Consider the following 18,815-nt stretch of genomic DNA (forward strand, 5'->3'; position numbering starts at 1 on the left):
TCGACGCCAGACCGAGCAACCCCACCCCAACCCTCCCCTGCACGCAGGGGAGGGAGTTAGCGCATCGCTATGTGCATCCTTTGAGGAAGACAGCAGCGCTTCTTGCCCGCAATGCGGCAACGGTTCACCAGCTAGCCCGCTATGACGCTTATACTTTTGCGTCAAACAGGGACGAGTCACTGCGTGAATCATTCACTGCCCCGCCAAATCAAGCGTTGGCCGACGTTCCATAGGGACGTTCGATAGTGGCACTCGCCCTCACCCCCGAAATGATCCTGGTACTCGGGCTGGTGTGCTTCACCATGCTCATGCTGGTGCTGGAGTGGATCCGCGCCGACATGGTGGCGCTGCTGGTGGTGGTGGTCATCGGCCTGACGGGCCTGATTCCATCGGATCGCGTCTTCAACGGCTTTGCCGGTAACGCCGTGATCGCGATCATCGCGATCATGATCATGGGCGCAGGGCTGGACCGCGCCGGCGTGCTGGGCCTTACCGCCCAGTTCGTCATGCGTATGGCGCGCGGCAAGGAATCGCGCCTGGGCGTGGTGATCAACTCGGTTACCAGTCTCTTCAGCGCAGTGATCCCGAGTCAGGCCTTGGCGGCGCTGATGATTCCCGTGACCAGCCGCCTGTCGGCACGTACCGGTGTGCCGATCTCGCGACTGTTGTTGCCGATGGCGTTCTGCATCCTGACCGCAACGAACACGACGCTGATCGCCAACTCGCCGCTGATCGTGCTCAACGACCTCATCGCCAGCGCCAACGCCAACCTGCCGCCCGGCGCGCAGACGGTGCCGAAGTTCGGCCTCTTTAGCGTTACCCCGGTGGGCCTCGCGCTTGCTGTCACTGGCGTGCTGTTCTTCTACTTCTTCACCAACAAGCTGCTGCCGGAACGCGAAGACGAACGACAGAAAGTCACGCCCGGCCGTACGGAAAGTTACTTTGCGGAGACCTACGGCATCGTCGGTGAAACCGCCGAGCTGACGGTAACCGCGGAAAGCCCGCTGGTCGGCATGAGCATCGGCGAAGTAGAACAATTGCACGGTGCACCGCTGATTCTCGCCATCAAGAGCGCCAATGAAGCACGCATGGCGCCGCCTGCTGATCAAGTGATCTGGGTCGGCTCGATTCTGGGCGTATTGGGACCACGCGAGGAACTGAATCGCTTCGCCAATAACCAGCTGTGCAAAGTGTCGCCGCGCATGCGTCAGTTGGCCGAGTTGTTCAATCCCACGCGCGCGGGTATTTCCGAAGCGGTGATTCCGCCGAACTCGCGCTTTCTCAAGCAATCGGTGGGCGAGCTTCGTTTGCGCAAGCGCTACGGCATTTCCGTGCTGGCAGTGACGCGCGGCGATCAGATTTATCGCGATGATCTGCGCTCGGTGAGCCTGCGCACGGGCGACACGCTGGTGCTGCATTCCAGCTGGCGCGCGCTGCAGGAAGTATCGGAAGAGAAAGACCTCGTCGTCATTACCGACATTCCGCGCGAAGAGCAGCGCCCGAACAAGGTGTGGCAGGCAGTGGGCTTCTTCCTGCTCGCCAAATGCCTTGCGTTGTTTACCAATCTCGATCTTTCCGTAGCCATGATGACCGGCGCCATCGGCATGCTGCTCACCGGCGTGTTGAACATGGACGAGGCCTACCGCGCGGTGAACTGGAAAACGATCTTCGTCACCGCATGCCTGATTCCACTCGGCTGGTCGATGGATACAACAGGCACCGCAGCGTGGGTGGCGCAGGAAGTCTTGCTGCATCTCGGACATGCCTCGCCGTGGATTCTGCAGACATCGCTAGCCATCCTTACGCTGCTGTTCTCGCAGGTGATGTCGAACGTAGGCGCCACGGTGATGATGGTACCGGTGGCAATCAGCGTGGCGGTGGCAACGGGCGGGAATCCGTCCGCTTATGCGCTGATCGTCGCCGTCTCGTCCTCCAACACTTTTCTGTTGAGCTCCGGCCACCCTGCCCTGATGATGGTGACAGGCCCCGGCGACTATCGCGGCAAGGATTTTCTGCGTGCGGGTTTGCCACTCACGTGCATCGTGCTGGTCATCACCCTCGTCGCCATCAACCTGATGTTCCGCTGATCTTTCTTTCATTCCGGGCGACACCTACGTGACCACACACCCACGCGATCTTCGTCTTGCCATCGTCGGACTCGGTTACGTGGGATTGCCACTCGCGGTGGAATTCGGCCGCTTGTTCGACACGCTGGGTTACGACATCGATCCCTCACGCATTGATGCACTACAGCGCGGCACGGACAGCAATCAGGAAACATCTGCCGCCGAGCTATTGGCGGCAACACGACTACGTTTCACCACCGATGTCGAAGCGTTGCGCGATTGCAACGTTTACATCATCACCGTGCCCACACCGGTGGATGAGCACAAACGCCCTGATTTCACACCCTTGATTCGCGCCAGCCAGATGGTCGGCAGCGCGTTGCGCAAAGGCGACGTGGTGATTTACGAATCGACGGTGTATCCCGGCGCCACGGAAGAAATCTGCGTGCCCGAACTGGAGCATGTGTCTGGCTTGCAATTCAATACGGATTTTACGGTCGGCTACAGTCCCGAACGCATCAATCCCGGCGACAAGCAGCGCAGGCTTACCACCATCCCGAAGATCACATCCGGCTCCACGCCCGAGGCGGCGGATTTTGTCGATGCGCTATACGCACGCATCATCACCGCCGGCACGCACAAGGCACCGACTTTGAAGGTTGCGGAAGCCGCGAAAGTGATCGAGAACACGCAACGCGATGCGAACATCGCACTGATCAACGAATTCGCGCTGATCTTCCATCGCCTGGGCATCGACACGCAGGATGTGCTCGCCGCCGCCGGCACGAAGTGGAATTTCCTGCCCTTTCAACCCGGACTCGTCGGCGGCCATTGCATCGGCGTCGATCCGTACTACCTGATCCAGAAAGCACAATCGACCGGCTATTACCCGGACATCCTGCTCGCGTGCCGACGTATCAACGACGCGATGGGTCAGCATGTCGCCAGCGAAGTAATCAAGCTGATGGTCGGCCAAGGCCATGCGATACGCGGCAGCCGAGTGCTGGTGCTTGGTTTGACCTTCAAGGAAAACTGCCCCGACCTGCGCAACACGCGCGTCGTCGATCTTGTGCGCGAACTGGAAAGTTACGGCGCATCGGTCGATGTGCATGACCCATGGGCCGATGCTCATGAGGCGCAAAAGAGTTACGGATTGACGTTGTTGCCCAACGTTCAGTGCAACAGAAGCTACGCTGCTGTTGTACTGGCTGTTGCACACGATCAATTCAAATCCGGCGATGCGTACAACACACGCGCACTGACGATGTCCAACGGCGTGGTGTACGACATCAAGGGTGTGCTGCCGAAAGAGCAGGTCGACGGTCGCCTCTAAGCGAACTCAGTCGTTCAACAGAACGTCGCCGTTCTCGACGCGCACCGACACTGCGCGCAAGCTTTCGCCGCGGCACGGGCCGCCAATGCATTCACCGTTGTCGATGTTGAAGCTTGCACCGTGTGCGGCGCAGACCAGCATGCCGCGCGAGATAAGAAATTTACCGGGCGCCCAATCAAGGCGACGCCCTGCATGCGGGCAGATATTGAGCCAAGCACTTACGTGTTCGCCTTGTCGAAGCAGGATGACGCTTTCTTCGCCGTAGGTCGGCAGCATCACGTCCAGGGCCATGGCCTCGCCATTGGGCATATCTTCGAGCCGGCAGAGACGGCTTGGGGATGTAGCAGTATCCATCGGCACTTGCCTTGCTGGCTCTCAGGCGTCATCGTTACACGCGTAAGTCTTTGATTTTACCACACGGATTTTTAACATGCGCATCGTACTTCCACTGATGCATCGTCGCCGTCACCCTCTCGCACAGGCCTTTTCGCTGGTGTTGGGGCTGTTTGTTATCGGCGTGCTGATGGTATTTGGGCTGGTCGTTGCGGGCGTTTTGATGGTGGGCGGTGCACTGTGGCTGATTTGGCGCCAGTGGAAGCATGCCCGCACTGCGATGGCGCCCTCTGCGTCGCTCACGCCCCATGAGCCGGAAGTGCTGGAAGGCGAATATGTCGTCATTCGCCAGTCCCGCCCCGTGACGCACTAAGCGCAAGATTCGGATAGCTGCCGCCAGACGCCAGGCCTAACCTGTCGGCACCCTCACCCGGATGCCGTCATGTCCAACTCGTCCGCCACGCTTGAAGCTCCGCTGGAACACGTCCGCGCGCTGATCGAACGCGCGACGGAAGCGCCGTCGCTAAACGCACTTGCTGCTGCCGCCAAACTCAGTCCCACTCGTCTGCAACGCGCGTTTCGTCAGCGCTATGGGATGAGTCCTGCGGAATACCATCGCGCGCGTCGCTTTGGTCAATTCAAGACAGCGCTGCGTAAAGGTTCTCCCGTGGCCGATGCGGTGTATGACGCAGGCTTCGGTTCGGGTAGCCGCGTTTATGAGCACACCAATCGCCTGTTGGGCATGACGCCTGCGAGTTATCGGGCAGGTGGCGAAGGTGCGAGCATCCGGTACACAACGACCAGCACGCCGCTCGGACAATTACTCGTCGCCGCTACCGCAAAAGGTATTTGCGCCGTCACACTCGGCGCAAACGATGAAGAACTGGAGCAGCGGTTGGCATCGGAATTTCCACATGCCGAGCGCGAGCGTGTCGACAATGGACGCGAAGAATGGCTTGATGCCGTTATTGCACGCATCGCGAGCGAGTTAGGTTGGAGCGACAAAGCTGCGCCCGAACTTCCACCCTTAGACATTGCCGCGACGGCGTTTCAATGGCGCGTTTGGGAGGCGCTGACGCGTATTCCAGCCGGCACAACCAAAAGCTATGGCGAACTTGCCGCCGAACTGGGGCAACCGGGTGCTGCACGCGCCATCGGTCGCGCATGTGGGAGCAATCGCCTGGCGTTGATCGTGCCTTGCCATCGCATTATTCGCGAGGATGGTTCGCTGGGTGGTTGGCGTTGGGGTGTGGAGCGTAAACGGGTGTTGTTAGAGCGGGAGCTTCACAACGGCGATCGGTCTCAGAAGACCTGATGCTTAAGTAATAATCGTCAACGCCTCTTCTCCCACGGGGCTTCCTTTCCCTCACCGTCATTCCGGCGTAGGCCGGAATCCAGTGTCGACAAATCCCATTGGTGCCTCGAACTACCGACGTGATCGCTACTGGATTCCGGCCTACGCCGGAATGACGGTGAGGTGTAAATGACGGTGTGGAATACGTGCCCAATACCGATTCATGTCTTGCATTGATCGCCTTTCAATACTGCCTTGCATACCCATCTCTTCCCCAGAATGCATCCCGCAGCTATCGTGCACGCTATCCCCCGTGACACGCCCATGACCGACTCCGCCACTCCCGCCATCGCCACAACTGAAGCCCCGCGCGACAACCTATGGTTGCCGCTGTGCATGTTCGCGCTCTACATCATCTGGGGTTCGACTTATCTGGCCATTCGTGTCGCGTTGCAAAGCTACCCGCCCTTTCTTCTTGCGGGATGCCGCTTTGCATGTGCCGGCTTGTTACTGCTGAGCGTGCTGCGACTGCGCGGCGTAGCCATGCCTACCGCCCGACAATGGCGCAATGCCGCGTTCACGGGCATTTTGTTGCTTGGGTTCGGCAACGGCCTGGTGTGTTACGCGGAACAAAATGTGAGCTCCGGTATCTCTGCCGTCGTTGTAGCCAGCATGCCCTTGTTTGCTGCGCTCTTCGCGGGTCTTTACGGCGAATGGCCATCACGACGCGAAACGATAGGTCTGCTGATTGGTTTCGTCGGCGTAGCGGTGTTGAATCTCGGCAGCAGCCTGTCTGCCTCGCATCTAGGCGCTATCGCATTGCTGGTAGCGGCCGCTGCGTGGGCGTTTGGCTCGGTATGGAGCCGACGCCAAGACATGCCTGCGGGCCCTATGAATACTGCCGCACAAATGCTGTGCGGCAGCGCTGCACTGCTCATAGCGGGATTTGTTGGTGGAGAGAAGCTACCGCAACATCCAAGCCTTCATGCAACAATGGGTGCCGCCTACCTGGTGGTCTTCGGATCGCTCATTGCGTTTAGTGCCTATCTGTACGTGCTCAAGCACGCGCGCCCCGCTTTGGCGACAAGCTACGCCTACGTCAATCCGCCCGTCGCCGTGTTGTTCGGCGTGCTATTACTCGGTGAGAAAGTTGGACCATTTGATCTTATAGGCATGACGATCATTCTTGTCGGCGTCGTCACGATTACCGCTGCGAGGCAACGGCGGACGCGCTGATCGCATGAAAGCGTTAGCGCGCGGCATCGCCAGCTCGCGCTTCTTACCTCGTAAGCTAACGCCGAATTGCGCATCATCGATGGCGCCCTAAACGAGCCAGCCACGTTGATATACCACTGTCGCAAAACCAAGGCGACATGACACGCTATTACTTACTGATAAGTCACCGAAACCGTTGCGACGGATGAAACACTTCCCGCCGTGACTGCACCCACACGCCAATAACCCGCACGCAAAGCAATCACTGCTCCGTTATCGATAACGGGAACCGTGCGCGAGTTATTGGTGCCATTTGCACCAATGTTCAAATTATCCGCTGACTCCAGCTCTACCGCTGTGCCGTGCGCGCTGCCGGTATTGAGAAAACGTAGCGGATCGCTGGTATCTGACGTTCCACCAAACACAAACGTTGCACTGGTCATTCCCGGCGCGCAGTTCTGAAGGGTGAGGCTAAATGTCTGAAAGTTACCCGAGCCATTCGCATTAAGCACGCTAGCATCGATGGGGTCGAAGGTGATGGTGCGATCGTCGTCGCCCACGGCCCACTGACAAGTACCCGGATCGATCTCGCCAGTAATATCGAATTGCGTCTGCGCAGCAACAGCACTGGCGTGGATTGCCAGCACCGCTGTCCCCATTGCGACTAGGAATGTGCGCATCATGTGCCATCAACCTTAGAGGTAAGTAACGCCAAGAGTGACCGTCGCGCTGCCCGCGCCGGTTTTGGTCAGGCTACCCGTCTGATGGAACTGTGCCGTCAGAGGACGCGTACCACTGGTGCCAGGGTTGCTGATCACAATCGTGTTTGCGCCGCTCGGCAGCAGGACCGCGCCGGTGCTGCTTGTATCCCGCAGCTCAAACGGAGCACCAGGAAGACCGCTATCCCAGTAACTGACGTTGCCGCCGGTGGTCTTGTCAGCCGTACCCGTAAATTTAAAGGTAATGGACTGCATACCCTGCGAACAGCCCGAGTAGGCAATGTTGACCGGTGTGATAAATCCCGACTGGTAGGTGCCGGTGAACGAAGCGGCATTGAAGGTACCTACGTTGATGGGGTTGCCACTGTTAACCGAAATGGAGCAGGTACCCGGCGTGATGGTTCCAGTGATGTTGAATGTAGTTTGAGCTTGTGCAAACGAAGCGACGCACAACAAGCTCGTCGCGATCGCGAGTTTTAAAGTGAATGTACGCATGACAATGTCCTGTTGCTGGTCAAATCAGTTGTAAGTGAAGTTGATGGTGATGGGAACGTTGACAGTTCCCGCCGTAACGGCCCCTGTCGTCTTGTAAAAACGCACCATGGGGTTGTAGGTATTGGTCGGCAGACTTGGATTGACACCCGTCCAGTCAACGCTACTGCCTGGTGTTATTCGTGTTTGCGTGGATGCAGCAAGCAGCTCAATGGCAACCCCCGCAACACCCGAACCACTGTTCGCGGCGAATAACTGGTTATTTGATGAATCCGCCGCGCCCGAAAAACTAAGATGGATCGTACTGATACCTGTTGTGCATCCCGTTGCAGCGATCGGAATTCCCACAGCAGGTGTTGACGTATTCGTATTGAAATACGTATTTGCATAGGTACCTAGGTTGACGCTATTTCCGCCATTGACCGTAAACTTGCAGGTAGGCACAACGAACTGACCATTGAAGCTAATAGTCAAGTCCGTCGAAAAAACAGGTGCCGACGGCGCCGCAAGCGCCGCGAACAAGAACCAAGTCGCACATCTATATTTCATGGCCATCACCGTGATCACAGATAGGTCAACGTAACGGTAGCGGTGGCATTTGCCGCTCCCGCAGTGATAGACGTGCCCGTCTGGTAGTAACGCGCCTGAAGATTAATGGTGTAGTTCGCCGAACTCGTTTGGTTAAGAGTTAATCCGGAAGGCGTAGCCTTATTGAACTGAACTGGCGCGTTGCTGGTATTCGTCAACTGAATGCCCATGCCGGTAGCACCACCTGACGAGAGATTCATCACGCCGTTTGTGGCGTTGGCCACGCCATTGCTAGGGCTGATGCTGTACTGAATTGAATTCGCGCCAATCAACGCAGTCGACGTCGCCCCATCGGTGTTGGTCGACGACCAATAGCCAAAGAACGCCGGGCAATTATTCAATTGAATGTTTACAGGCACCCATTGAGACGTAGTGCTGCCCACACCTGTAAGTTCCGATGTGAGATGAGTGCCCATCGACACGTTGATATCGGGCGTCGCGCACGTTCCGGTGATGACGTTCAACGAACCTGAGGCGCTACCCAGTTCAACAAGCAAATTGTTTGACCCAATACGATACTGAACGGTGGGCAGGCTAGAAGCGGTGATGGCGCCAGAGCCGACGACACTGGCCGTTTTAACCAGACTGAAATAGAAGCGGTGGGTGCCCCATGAGTAATTCGAGCCAGCACCCACCGAATTAAAGTTGGCGGGAAACGCCTGGCTTTGCGAACCAGCCCAAGCCACCACACCGATGCCGGGAATGTTGGTCTGATAGATGGGTTGGTTACCGAAAGTAGAACTTACGTAGCCCGATACCGGCAACGGCGTTGAAGCGTAGGAATAGTTGAAGACGCTCAGCGCATCGCAATTTATGTTGGTGTTTGTATTCACTACGGCCTGAGAGCGATACAGCTCAGTGCCAACGGGCACATCGCGACCTGCCGTGATGGATCCAGTCAACGATGCAGTAAGCGTAACGGTGCTTCCGGCTAGAAATGAGCAAGAGGCCCAAACGTTCCCTGGGAGAAAACCGCTCACGCACAAAGCAATGATGGCGAAATAAAAACCCATCATCCCCCTCATGCAGCGCGCCTTGACGCCAGCGGGACGCATGTGAAGCTGCGACGAATTGGAACCATGCATAGTCATACTGCGTCCCTCGCGGTTAAACCGTGGGAAATGTGGTTACGTTGTAGAGGTGCATATTCCGTTGCGCCATCGAGCCGCACGCCATGACCACCGTGGTTGAGCACGGCGACCGGCTTGGTGACCGACGAATTGATTTGTTGCGTAGCAGCCGATGCCTTGGGTACGCACGACGCCTGGATCTTTTCCATATCCGTGCGCACACCTTTGGCTTGCGGTTTGAGTTGCACATTGATCTGGCACGAATCCGAGTCGCCTTCGCCCCACTGCACGGTGATGACGCCTGACGATTGCATGTCGCGCACATAGAGGCGGCTTGCCTGACCGGCGACACCGATGCTGTCGCCCTTCTCATCCAACACATTGGCGCCAAACGGGATAGGACGGCCGTCAGGCAAGCTGGTTTCAACGAGCAATGCGCGGCCACTAATGGTTTCGTAGTTGAGCAGCGTCACGGTGCCCGCGCGCGGAGCCACGCTTTCTTTCGTGGATTTCAGCTCCACACTGGTGCTGGAGTCCTTGGGATCGAGCTCGACGGTGTTGAGCTGATAAGGCTGCAAATACGGCACGACCGCATAACCGTTCCCGTCCACCACAGAACCCTGCCCGCTGAGGACTCGCGCACCTTTTGCGTTGGGTGCGTGCACCAGCGCGATAGTGTCGCCGGTGGGCGGCGAGAAGGTGAAGCCGCCGCCGTGCAGTATCAGCGAGCCCGAAGTACCAACGCTCGCCTGCGAATAGTTGGTGCCGTAGCTGTAGCTCGCGGCGTAATTGCCGTGACTACCGTTGTACTGGGCATTCACGCTTGCGTTGGTGGTGCTTGGGTCGTGGCTGAGCGTTGCGCCGTAGGCCAAACGTTGTTCGTCGCCAAGCATGCCGCTGACGCTGGCTTGCTCGTTGCTACCGCCTTGCTGCGAATGGCTCGTCAGCACATTGAAAGTCGGCGCACGCGCCGCCCGGCCCAGCGGCATGGAAAGCGTGAGGAAAATGCTCGTATCGACGCGACCCGGCGTGGTGGGCGCACCCACCGGCGCCGTGATATCGCCAGGAATGCTGTCGGTGATCGGGCTGCTGTACGGCGAATTTGCACTCGTCGTGTCGCGCGTACGCTGTGCGCTGATGCTGTAGTTCAGCAGTTTCCAGCGATTGCTGTAGCCCGCGCTGAAATTCACCTGGCGGCCACGCGCATTCCAATAATCGAGCACGGAACCGGTCAGGAAGAACTGACCGTAGCGATCGCCCAGCGTCTGGCTGATGTTCACGTCCATGCGGTTGCGCTGACGCTGGATGGCGCCAGGGTTTTGACCACGCGCGGCGGCGTCACGCATATACGTGGCGTCCTGTAGTCCGACGTAGCCGCTGGTGGAATACCGGTAAGCCGCCACCGCAAAGTTGGTGCCGGTGTCGACCAGATTCTTGTTGTAGCTCACCCGAACACTGGTGCCCGTCGTGGCGGACTGCCCGGGCACGCGATTGCGCGCCTCTGTGACGTCTGCCGCGAATGCGCCCACTTTGGTATTGAATGCCGCACCGCCCATCACCGATGCGTAATCGGTAGCCAAGGTAGCGCCACCATAAGCCGTGACAAGATTGGTAAGGCCACGTTGATACGTACCTTGCAAAATGGTCGGCTCATCGATCAGGTTGAGCTGATTGATCTTGCCGGCAGCCAGACTCCAGCGCGACATGCCCGGACGCAATGACATCGGTACCGCCGCGAAGGGCACCGTGAAGCGCTTCACACGCCCATCGGCTTCGATCTGTTCGACATCCAGATCGCCACCGTAACCGGTTGGCGACAAATCATCGATGACATAGGGACCGGGCGCTACGTTGGTGTCGTACACCACGTAGCCGTGCTGGCGAATAATCAGATGCGCATTGGTATCTGCCACACCGCGAACGATGGGTGCATAGCCGCGCAATGAATTGGGCAGCATGCGATCGTCACTGAAGAGGCGCACACCGCGCAGACGCACGCTATCGAACAGATCGCCCGGCGTGAACGTATCACCCACCAGCATTTGCGCACCCAGTGACGGGATATCGTGCTGCAAGAAGGTCGAGCTAGGCTGGTATTTGTTGCCATGGCCTTCGGTCCACATGAGCGAACCGGTGTGGTTGAGGCTCCACGAACCGATGTGCTGGGACAGGTTCAGGCCAAGATAGCCGCTAGCAAGCGAACGATTGCCATCGTCGCTGCGGTAGAAGTTGGCGTTGTAACCGATCACCGCCGCGTTGATACCGCTGTTCCATTCGGACGGGTCCACCCAGCCACGCGCGTTGTGCGACGAGTAGATCTGCGGCACCTCGATGGTGAGCGTCTGTTCGCCACCGTCGAAACTGGTGGTAGCACCAGGAATGTAGTCGCTCAGCGGGCTACAGAATCGACCGTCCGGAATGGGCTTTTTGTCAGGATGCGTGGTATCGGCAGCGACTTTCTTCAGATCGACGCCATAGCTCGCAAGCGATGTCTTGTCGAAACACGGCAAGACATCCTTGCCACCCGGCGCAACGTCCAAAACGATATCGGTGTTTGCGCGCCAAACGCGGTTTAGGATGATGTCGCCACGATAAGTACCTGGTGCAACTGCACCGCTCTTTTCAAAGCGCGAGAGATCCACTTTCGGCGCCATACCTGCGGGAAAGAAGTCCGCATCGAACGTTACCGCCGTCGTTGCGGCGGGATCGGCGGAGGAAGGATCGACAGCTGGATCGGCCGCCGCCGCATGCAACAAAGAGGGCGAAATCAGGATTCCGATGATCCAAGCCGAAAGCAGCCTCTGACGCATGGGCGCCACAGCACGGATACGTTCCGATTTGCTGGACTGCTTGATGGACACAACGATCTCCCGGTGAAGCGCAAGACTCCTAAGGCCGTGGCGAACACGGCCTCGGAGGAACGAAAGGAACAACCGACTTACTGATCGAGCGGCTTTACAACCTTGTCGAGCGCGCCAAAGTCATTGATGGTGGTGAAGACCACCTGCGTACCCGCACTCGGGGCACTGCTGAGATTTTCGATGGGGAAAACCGTGGACGAACCCGGCGCAACCATGCCGCCCTCACCGTCGATCTCGCGATCGCCCGCTTTCACGCCAACGTGTGCAAACGACACGTAGTAAGGCGTGGGGTTGGTGGCCTGCACGGCAAAACCTTTGCCCTTGGTATTGGGCACGACTTTCCATGTGAGCTTGTCGCGAGCCGTTGCTACGTCGCCCGACAAACCGGTCGGACGGAAAAACAATTTGATGCGCGTGCGAAAAGCGAACTGCAGATGGTTCTTGCCATCTTCAGCAGCCTTCGGCGGCACTTCGAGCACGTTCACCCAGAACAGGCTTTCCTTATCGGTCGGCAATGGTTCTTTGGTGTAAACCAGACGCACCGCTTGTCCTTTGGACGGATCGATGCGGAAAACAGGCGGCATGACAGTGAAAGGCACTTTCGCCGTGTCCGGCGTGGATTTGTCATCGCCGTCATCCAGCCACACCTGCACGAGCGCGGGTTGATTGCCCTCGTTGGTGAGCTTGACGGTAACTTCCTTGTCTTGGGCCGGATACACGACACGCGTGCCGCCGATCACCACACTGGCTTCGCTGCGGCCGGCAAAGACGCCCGCGAGTAAAAGACAGCCTGCCATGGCATAGCGCATTACGTTATTCATATATCACCTCAAGAATCTCTCGGTGACCGCGCCATGCGGCCACCGAGATAGGGAGCGATGGCTCTACAGCGGATTAGTTGTAGACAACCTGGTACAGCACGTCCGTGCTCACCAGACCAGCGGTCGCACCGCCGCCAACAGCCAGGTACTGCGCCTGGAAATCAGCAGTCGCCGTGTTGTTGACGATGGCCGGGAAAGTCACGCCGTTGGCCGGATCGTTCAGGACAATGGCCGTACCCGTGCTGTCGAGCACCTGCACTTCCGTGTTGGTGGCCTGGCCACTGAGCGCGTTCTTCAGCGCGCCGGTAGCCGCATCGACCTGCGGGCTGGACGGCACGAACGACATCGTGGCGACCTTGCCGTCTTCGCAGGTGGTCTGATTCGGACCGCCGATGATGACCTGGAACGTCTTGTTGCCAGCGACGTCGGTAGCAACAGCCAGGTCGGAAGCCGGAACCGGATCGAGAGCCACGGTGAAGTTGCCCGAGCCGCCGTTGGTGCCGGCGCCGCCGGTGACGGTGCAGGTCTGGTCGGTCACGGCGCCCGTGAACGTGATGGTGCCACCGGTGGAAGCCGCTGCGCTGGCAACGCCGGCTGCGGCGATACCCATAGCGACAACCAGGGCGGAGGCGAGTTTGATGTGCTTCATGAATCTAAGTCCTTGATGGAGGGTTTCAAATTAAAAATCCGCCGCCATGGCGGACTACTCTTGTCTCTCGCCAGATGACGAATGACGAAGATGCTTCGCTCAACTCACGTTTCGGAACCCGGCATATCCATGGGATGGATTTCTTCCGGGCAACATCCCTTCGACCCGGATAACTACTATCCAGTCAGGGATGCCTTTCCTTTGGCGCTTGCGAACTAGCGCAGAGTCGATGCCAACCGTAATGGCCGGGGGGATCAGTCGAAGTGCGCTAGGGCTCGGTGTTGTTTGAGCACGTGCTGCGCATGGTAATCAGACGAAAAAGACCAAAGAATGGGACTGATCTGAAAAATAAAAATTAGGACAAGTATGAAAAATGGAGAAGGGTGATTCGAGTCAAAGAATCGGGCTTCGTTTGCGGCTATGGACGTCGCCGCTCGCGCAAGTCGCCTGACGCCGATATCGCGCGAGGCCCACGAGAAAGTGTCAAATGCGCACACGCGCATAGCCTGAGCGATACATCAGGCGTCATGAGGATGTCTTTGGTGTCGGGATGGCGTGCAAGAACGAAGAGCACAGGCAAATGCCTGTGCTCTCGCCATCAGACTATAGCTCGCGCAATGCCGTGGTTACCGGCAACCGTGCGGCACGCAATGCGGGAAACAGGCCGCCCACGAAGCCAATCGCCAGCGCCCACTTCAAACCTTCCCACAACAGTTCTGGCGTCACTTTGAAGGTAAACGCAAGTTGCCCGGTGGAGCCGGCCGCCAAGGTGGAAGCTGTCCATCCATTGAAGATCAGCCACGCAAGCAAGCCGCCAATAAGACCGCCAAGCAAAGCCAGCAACATCGTTTCCAACATCACGGCCACGACAACGGGCACGCCGCGAAAACCGATGGCGCGCAATGTCGCGATCTCACGAGCGCGCGCGGCGACCGCCGCAAACATGGTGTTGAGCGCACCGAAGATGGCACCAATCGCCATGATCGAACCCACCGTAATGCCCATGATGCGCATGACCTTGCTCATGCCTTCGGATTGCTTGCTGAAGTAGTTGAGCGTGGTGTCGACATCCACTTGCAGACGCGGATCGGCTGCCAGTGCCGCCTTGAACGTGTCCATCGCTTTGGCGTCGGTGAGCTTGGCAAAAACGGACGTACGACTGCTGCCGCGGCGATAGGTATCCGCAACGACATCCGCATCGCCCCAGATTTCCGAGTCGTAAGCGTCGCCTGAAGCAAACACGCCCACGACATTCCACGTTTGCGTGCCGAGCTTGATTTCATGTCCCGGCTCCAATCCCACGAATTGCCGTTGCGCACCCTGCCCCACGACCAGCTCACGCATGCCAGGTTGGAACGCACGGCCAGCGATGATCTTGGCGTTGGGACGCAACGCCCATGCCTCATCACCGACGCCGCGTACTTGTACGCTGCCTTCGTCATCTGCCGCGCCGCCTTTTACCGGCAGATTGGCCGCTACGACGATTTCACCCGAAGCGATCGGCTTGTTCTGCTTATCACGCGCAATGCCGGGCGCTTGCTCGATGACCAAAATACTGTCACGTGTCAGCACCGAACTCACTTCGCTGGCCGAGCCGCCACGCAACACGATCGCCGTATCGTCGCTACCGGTGTTGCGCAACGTTTGGCTGTAGCCCTCGCCCATCGCCAGCAGCGCCACGAGCACACCCACCACGCCGGCAATGCCGATCACTACCACGGATGAGGAACCCATACGTTGCTTGAGCGTACTAATGCCCACACTGGTCACCGATGCGGCTTGTCGACCGCGCCGGCTAATCGCCATCCACAGCGCGAACACAACGGCTATCGCCAGCACTGCATACCATGGCAATTGCACCCATACGAACAATGCGACGACCAAGATCGCGAGCACGAGAAGATTGAAAAGAAATGTCATGATCTGGACTCCTGTCACCGGCCAGCCAGCGCGTCGACAATGTTCAAGCGCATGGCTCGCCATGCGGGAATGGCGCCTACCACCACACCGATCGCCAGCATCAGCGCGATACCCAACAACCAGCTGCTCTCGCCCACCGTCGGCAGATTCAGCATGCCGCCGCTGTTGGCGCTGACGCCGGGAATCAACACCGCCGCCAACGCTATCCCGATCACACCGCCCAGCACTACGAGCAACACGGATTCGGCCAATACCATCGCCAACACACCATGATCGGAAAAGCCCAGGGTTTTAAGAACGGCCAGTTCCGATGTGCGTTCACGCACTGCCTGCATCATCGTATTGCCCGTCAGCAGTAGCAGCGTGAAGAACACGGCACCCATGATCGAACCGACGATCAATCCGATGTCGGCCAACTGTTTCATCCAAGATGCTGTAGCGGCTGCTTCAGTCTGCGTGCGGGTTTCATGATCGGAATTGGCGGATATGGCGTCGATGCCTTTGGCCACCTGGTCGGCCTGGTTCACATCGTTGACACGCGTGACGTACCAGCCCACCTGCCCATTGTTGTAGCCCTTCATCACGGCGTCGTCGAAATACTTCCAGTGCATCAGAATGATTTGGCTATAAAACGACGCGCTCTGCTCCGTCGGGTGCAATACACCGACGATGTTGAACGTCCAGTTCTTGCTGCCATCCTGCTGCGGAAAAATATTCGACTGCAACGGAATCTGATCGCCCACTTTCCAGTGGTACTTCTCCATCAGCTTGTCGCCAACCAGAATGCCCGTTCGCGTCTCCAGGAACGACTTGCGTGCCGCGTCGGTGACCTGCACTTCCGGATATTGATCGATGTAGTTATCGCTGACGGCAAACGTGAACACCTGATTGTGCGGATCCTGATACGCGCCACCGAACCAGTTGGAATACGCCACCGATTTCACGCCGGGCACCGTAGCGATTTTCTGCCCCAAGCCCTGCGGCAACGTGTCGATAAACGAGAGCTTGGAACCGGTCTGCAGACGCTGCGCGCCGTTGGCGCTCTTGCCCGCCTGATCGAATGACGTGCGTACCGCATCGAGCATGCCGAACAGCAGGAACGCCGCCGCAATCGATACCAGTGTCAGCACTGTGCGGGCTTTGCGCCGGAACAGCGCTGCCCAGATGAGATGAAAGTATTTCATCGCAGCCTCCTCAGGCCGTGGCCGGCTCGACCAGCGTGCCCTTGTCCAGATGCAACGTGTGATCGGCGTGTTCGGCGGCTTTGGGATCGTGCGTCACCATCACGATGGTCTTGCCATGCTCGCGGTTGAGCTGACGCAGCAGACCCAGCACTTCTTCCGCCGATTGACGATCCAGGTCGCCGGTCGGTTCGTCGCATACCAGCAATGCAGGATCGGAGACGATCGCGCGTGCGATCGCCACGCGCTGCTGCTGACCGCCGGAAAGCTCGCTCGGCTTGTGCGACGCACGGTCGGCGAGACCCACCAGTTGCAGAGCAATCGATGCATTCTTGCGCCGTTGCGCGCCGGAGAGTTTGGTGAGCAGCAGCGGCAATTCCACATTCCTCTGCGCGCTGAGCATCGGCATCAGGTTGTAGAACTGGAACACGAAACCAACGTTGGATGCACGCCAGCGCGCCAGTGCACCCGCGCTCAACTGATCGATCCGTTGGCCACTTACTGTGATGCTGCCACCGGTCGGCGTATCCAGACCGCCCATGAGATTGAGCAAGGTCGTCTTGCCCGAACCCGACGGTCCCATCAACGCGAGGAAATCGCCCTCGGCGATATTGAGGTTGATGTGATGCAGCACTTCGACTTTTTGCTTGCCGCGTTCATACACTTTGGAGAGATCGCGGATTTCGATCAACGTACCCATAACTACATCCTCCTGAGTAGAACTGCCATCAGCACGCGTCAAAGACACATGCTGCTTGTCTTTTCCCCTCCCCCTGCTCGCAGGGGGAGGTTGGGAGGGGGTTGCTCGCACTTGCCTTGACGCAAGTGTGTTTGACCCCACCCCAGCCCTCCCCTGCAAACAGGGGAGGGCGTATTGGTCGCTAGTCGGTTTGAATCTTTACCTCGGAACCGTCGTGCAGATCATCGGGCGGTGACACCACTACTACGTCGCCCGCATTCACTGATGTGGGAATCAGACGCTTGTCGCCAAAGTCTTGTGTCGACGGTTGCACCGTTTGCTGGCGCACTTTCCCATCAGCAACGATAAAGACGCTCGCATTGCCATCACGCTGCACGATCGCTTTTTCCGGCACAAAGACACCCTTCGGCCCCGGCGTCGCCGCGGTCTGCTTAGCTTCAAGGAATGACACACGCACCCCCATGTCTGGCACGATGCGCGCATCTTTCTGTTCCATCGCCACACGCACTTTCACCGTGGCCTTGCCGCGATCGGCAGCGGGCACGATGGCAATCACGTGCGCGGGAATACGCCAATCGGGATACGCATCGAGCACCGCTTCGGCAGTCATCTTCGGCGTGACGCGTCCGATGTACGCTTCATTGACGTCCACATCGACTTCAAGCGAATCCATATCGACGATCGTGCCGACGCCGGTGCGCGTGAAACCACCGGTAGAGAATGGCGAGATGATTTCACCCACCTGCGCGTCCTTGGTGGTAATCACGCCGTCGAAGGGTGCACGTACTACGCAGTAGTCGTAATTGACTTGCGCTTCGACCACTTCGGCATCTGCAGCAACGGCCTGTTTTTCTTGAGAGCCGAGTTGCGCACGCGTGCTGTCGGCGAGCGTGCGCGCCTGCTCAGTGGCTTGTCTGGAAACTAAGCCTTGTTTGACGAGTTCGTCGTCGCGCGCAGCGTCGCGAAGATTTTGCGCCAGCTGCGCCTGAAATTGATTTACCAATGCATGCGCAGCCCTCGCTTGCGCGACAGCCGTGTCGAGCGCCGCTTTGTATTCGCTATCGTCCAGTCGTGCCAGCACCTGATCTTTCTTGACGCGGTCGCCCTCTTCGATCAGCACCTCGGTCAACGTGCCGGTGATCTGCGCAGACACGGTCGCCTGCCGGCGTGCGGTGACATAACCCGTGGCCTGCAACACGGCGCCTGCACCCGGATCATTGGCCGCGGCGACCGCGGTGGCGGTGTGTACGGCGACGGCCCGATGACCGAGCATCCACCAGCCACCGAATCCGACAACCAGCAAGACCAGCACGATTGCACCGACGATCCATGGCCAACGGCCCGAACCTCCACTGTGTTCTTCACGCTGATGACGCTCAATGCGTAGTTCCTTCAAGAGATCGCTGTTGCTCACCCTGCTGTCCCTTTGTTTCCCAATGAACGCACGATAGTGGTTCGAATCCGGGCGGACTACGTGCGCTCATCAGCCCTTATCAATGACAGCTGTCATGTTCTATGACGTATCAGAACGTCATGATTCGACACGAACCCGTATCTTTCTAAGATGCATAGC

Annotated in this window: 17 protein-coding genes; 5 read left to right on the plus strand and 12 right to left on the minus strand. The window is 58.3% G+C overall.

The genetic code is table 11. From position 1 onward, the window contains the following. Positions 1-269: 269 nt before the first annotated feature. Entirely contained in the window at positions 270-2,087 is a 1,818-nt protein-coding gene (locus EKH79_RS08325; protein ID WP_126673850.1) for an SLC13 family permease, read from the plus strand. A 28-nt stretch (positions 2,088-2,115) separates the two neighbouring features. Further along, positions 2,116-3,399 carry a nucleotide sugar dehydrogenase gene (locus EKH79_RS08330; RefSeq protein ID WP_126673335.1) on the plus strand — a complete coding sequence of 428 codons (1,284 nt, stop codon included), beginning with the start codon at positions 2,116-2,118 and terminating at the stop codon, positions 3,397-3,399. Positions 3,400-3,405: 6 nt separating this feature from the next. Here EKH79_RS08330 and EKH79_RS08335 read toward each other — a convergent pair whose 3' ends face one another. Further along, positions 3,406-3,753: a Rieske (2Fe-2S) protein gene (locus tag EKH79_RS08335; RefSeq protein ID WP_126673336.1), complete on the minus strand. Its 348-nt coding sequence runs from the start codon at positions 3,751-3,753 to the stop codon at positions 3,406-3,408. Positions 3,754-3,829: 76 nt separating this feature from the next. Here EKH79_RS08335 and EKH79_RS08340 point away from each other — a divergent pair, with 76 nt between their 5' ends. The 3 genes from EKH79_RS08340 to yedA all read left to right on the plus strand — a co-directional run bounded on the left by EKH79_RS08340 (position 3,830) and on the right by yedA (position 6,262). Next, entirely contained in the window at positions 3,830-4,105 is a 276-nt protein-coding gene (locus tag EKH79_RS08340; protein ID WP_126673337.1) for a hypothetical protein, read from the plus strand. A 69-nt stretch (positions 4,106-4,174) separates the two neighbouring features. Beyond that, positions 4,175-5,047, plus strand: a complete 873-nt coding sequence (locus EKH79_RS08345) for a methylated-DNA--[protein]-cysteine S-methyltransferase (RefSeq protein ID WP_126673338.1) — start codon at positions 4,175-4,177, stop codon at positions 5,045-5,047. A 303-nt stretch (positions 5,048-5,350) separates the two neighbouring features. Continuing rightward, a complete protein-coding gene (gene yedA, locus EKH79_RS08350; RefSeq protein ID WP_126673339.1) occupies positions 5,351-6,262 on the plus strand; it encodes a drug/metabolite exporter YedA in 912 nt (303 codons plus the stop codon). A 152-nt stretch (positions 6,263-6,414) separates the two neighbouring features. Here yedA and EKH79_RS08355 read toward each other — a convergent pair whose 3' ends face one another. The 11 genes from EKH79_RS08355 to EKH79_RS08405 form a co-directional block, all read right to left on the minus strand. Beyond that, entirely contained in the window at positions 6,415-6,924 is a 510-nt protein-coding gene (locus EKH79_RS08355) for a fimbrial protein (protein ID WP_126673340.1), read from the minus strand. A gap of 12 nt (positions 6,925-6,936) precedes the next feature. After that, entirely contained in the window at positions 6,937-7,455 is a 519-nt protein-coding gene (locus EKH79_RS08360) for a fimbrial protein (RefSeq protein ID WP_126673341.1), read from the minus strand. Between the two features lie 24 nt (positions 7,456-7,479). Beyond that, positions 7,480-8,001, minus strand: coding sequence for a fimbrial protein (locus EKH79_RS08365; protein WP_158621214.1), 522 nt, complete (start codon positions 7,999-8,001; stop codon positions 7,480-7,482). 14 nt (positions 8,002-8,015) lie between these two features. Continuing rightward, the gene (locus EKH79_RS08370) at positions 8,016-9,095 is read right to left on the minus strand and encodes a fimbrial protein (protein ID WP_158621215.1); all 1,080 of its coding nucleotides are present in this window, start codon (positions 9,093-9,095) and stop codon (positions 8,016-8,018) included. A gap of 32 nt (positions 9,096-9,127) precedes the next feature. Continuing rightward, positions 9,128-11,971 (minus strand): fimbria/pilus outer membrane usher protein, encoded by a 2,844-nt coding sequence (locus tag EKH79_RS08375; RefSeq protein WP_126673344.1) that lies wholly within the window; start codon positions 11,969-11,971, stop codon positions 9,128-9,130. A gap of 77 nt (positions 11,972-12,048) precedes the next feature. Next, entirely contained in the window at positions 12,049-12,792 is a 744-nt protein-coding gene (locus EKH79_RS08380) for a fimbria/pilus periplasmic chaperone (RefSeq protein WP_126673345.1), read from the minus strand. A 73-nt stretch (positions 12,793-12,865) separates the two neighbouring features. Beyond that, positions 12,866-13,441 carry a fimbrial protein gene (locus EKH79_RS08385; RefSeq protein ID WP_126673346.1) on the minus strand — a complete coding sequence of 192 codons (576 nt, stop codon included), beginning with the start codon at positions 13,439-13,441 and terminating at the stop codon, positions 12,866-12,868. A gap of 603 nt (positions 13,442-14,044) precedes the next feature. After that, positions 14,045-15,361, minus strand: coding sequence for an ABC transporter permease (locus EKH79_RS08390; protein WP_199754206.1), 1,317 nt, complete (start codon positions 15,359-15,361; stop codon positions 14,045-14,047). Between the two features lie 14 nt (positions 15,362-15,375). Then, positions 15,376-16,545: an ABC transporter permease gene (locus EKH79_RS08395; RefSeq protein WP_126673347.1), complete on the minus strand. Its 1,170-nt coding sequence runs from the start codon at positions 16,543-16,545 to the stop codon at positions 15,376-15,378. Between the two features lie 10 nt (positions 16,546-16,555). Next, positions 16,556-17,242, minus strand: a complete 687-nt coding sequence (locus tag EKH79_RS08400; protein ID WP_126673348.1) for an ABC transporter ATP-binding protein — start codon at positions 17,240-17,242, stop codon at positions 16,556-16,558. Between the two features lie 181 nt (positions 17,243-17,423). Continuing rightward, on the minus strand, positions 17,424-18,656 hold the full coding sequence (locus tag EKH79_RS08405) for an efflux RND transporter periplasmic adaptor subunit (RefSeq protein ID WP_126673349.1): 1,233 nt from the start codon (positions 18,654-18,656) through the stop codon (positions 17,424-17,426). Positions 18,657-18,815: the final 159 nt, after the last annotated feature.

Source organism: Dyella dinghuensis (assembly GCF_003977615.1).
Lineage (GTDB): Bacteria > Pseudomonadota > Gammaproteobacteria > Xanthomonadales > Rhodanobacteraceae > Dyella_B > Dyella_B dinghuensis.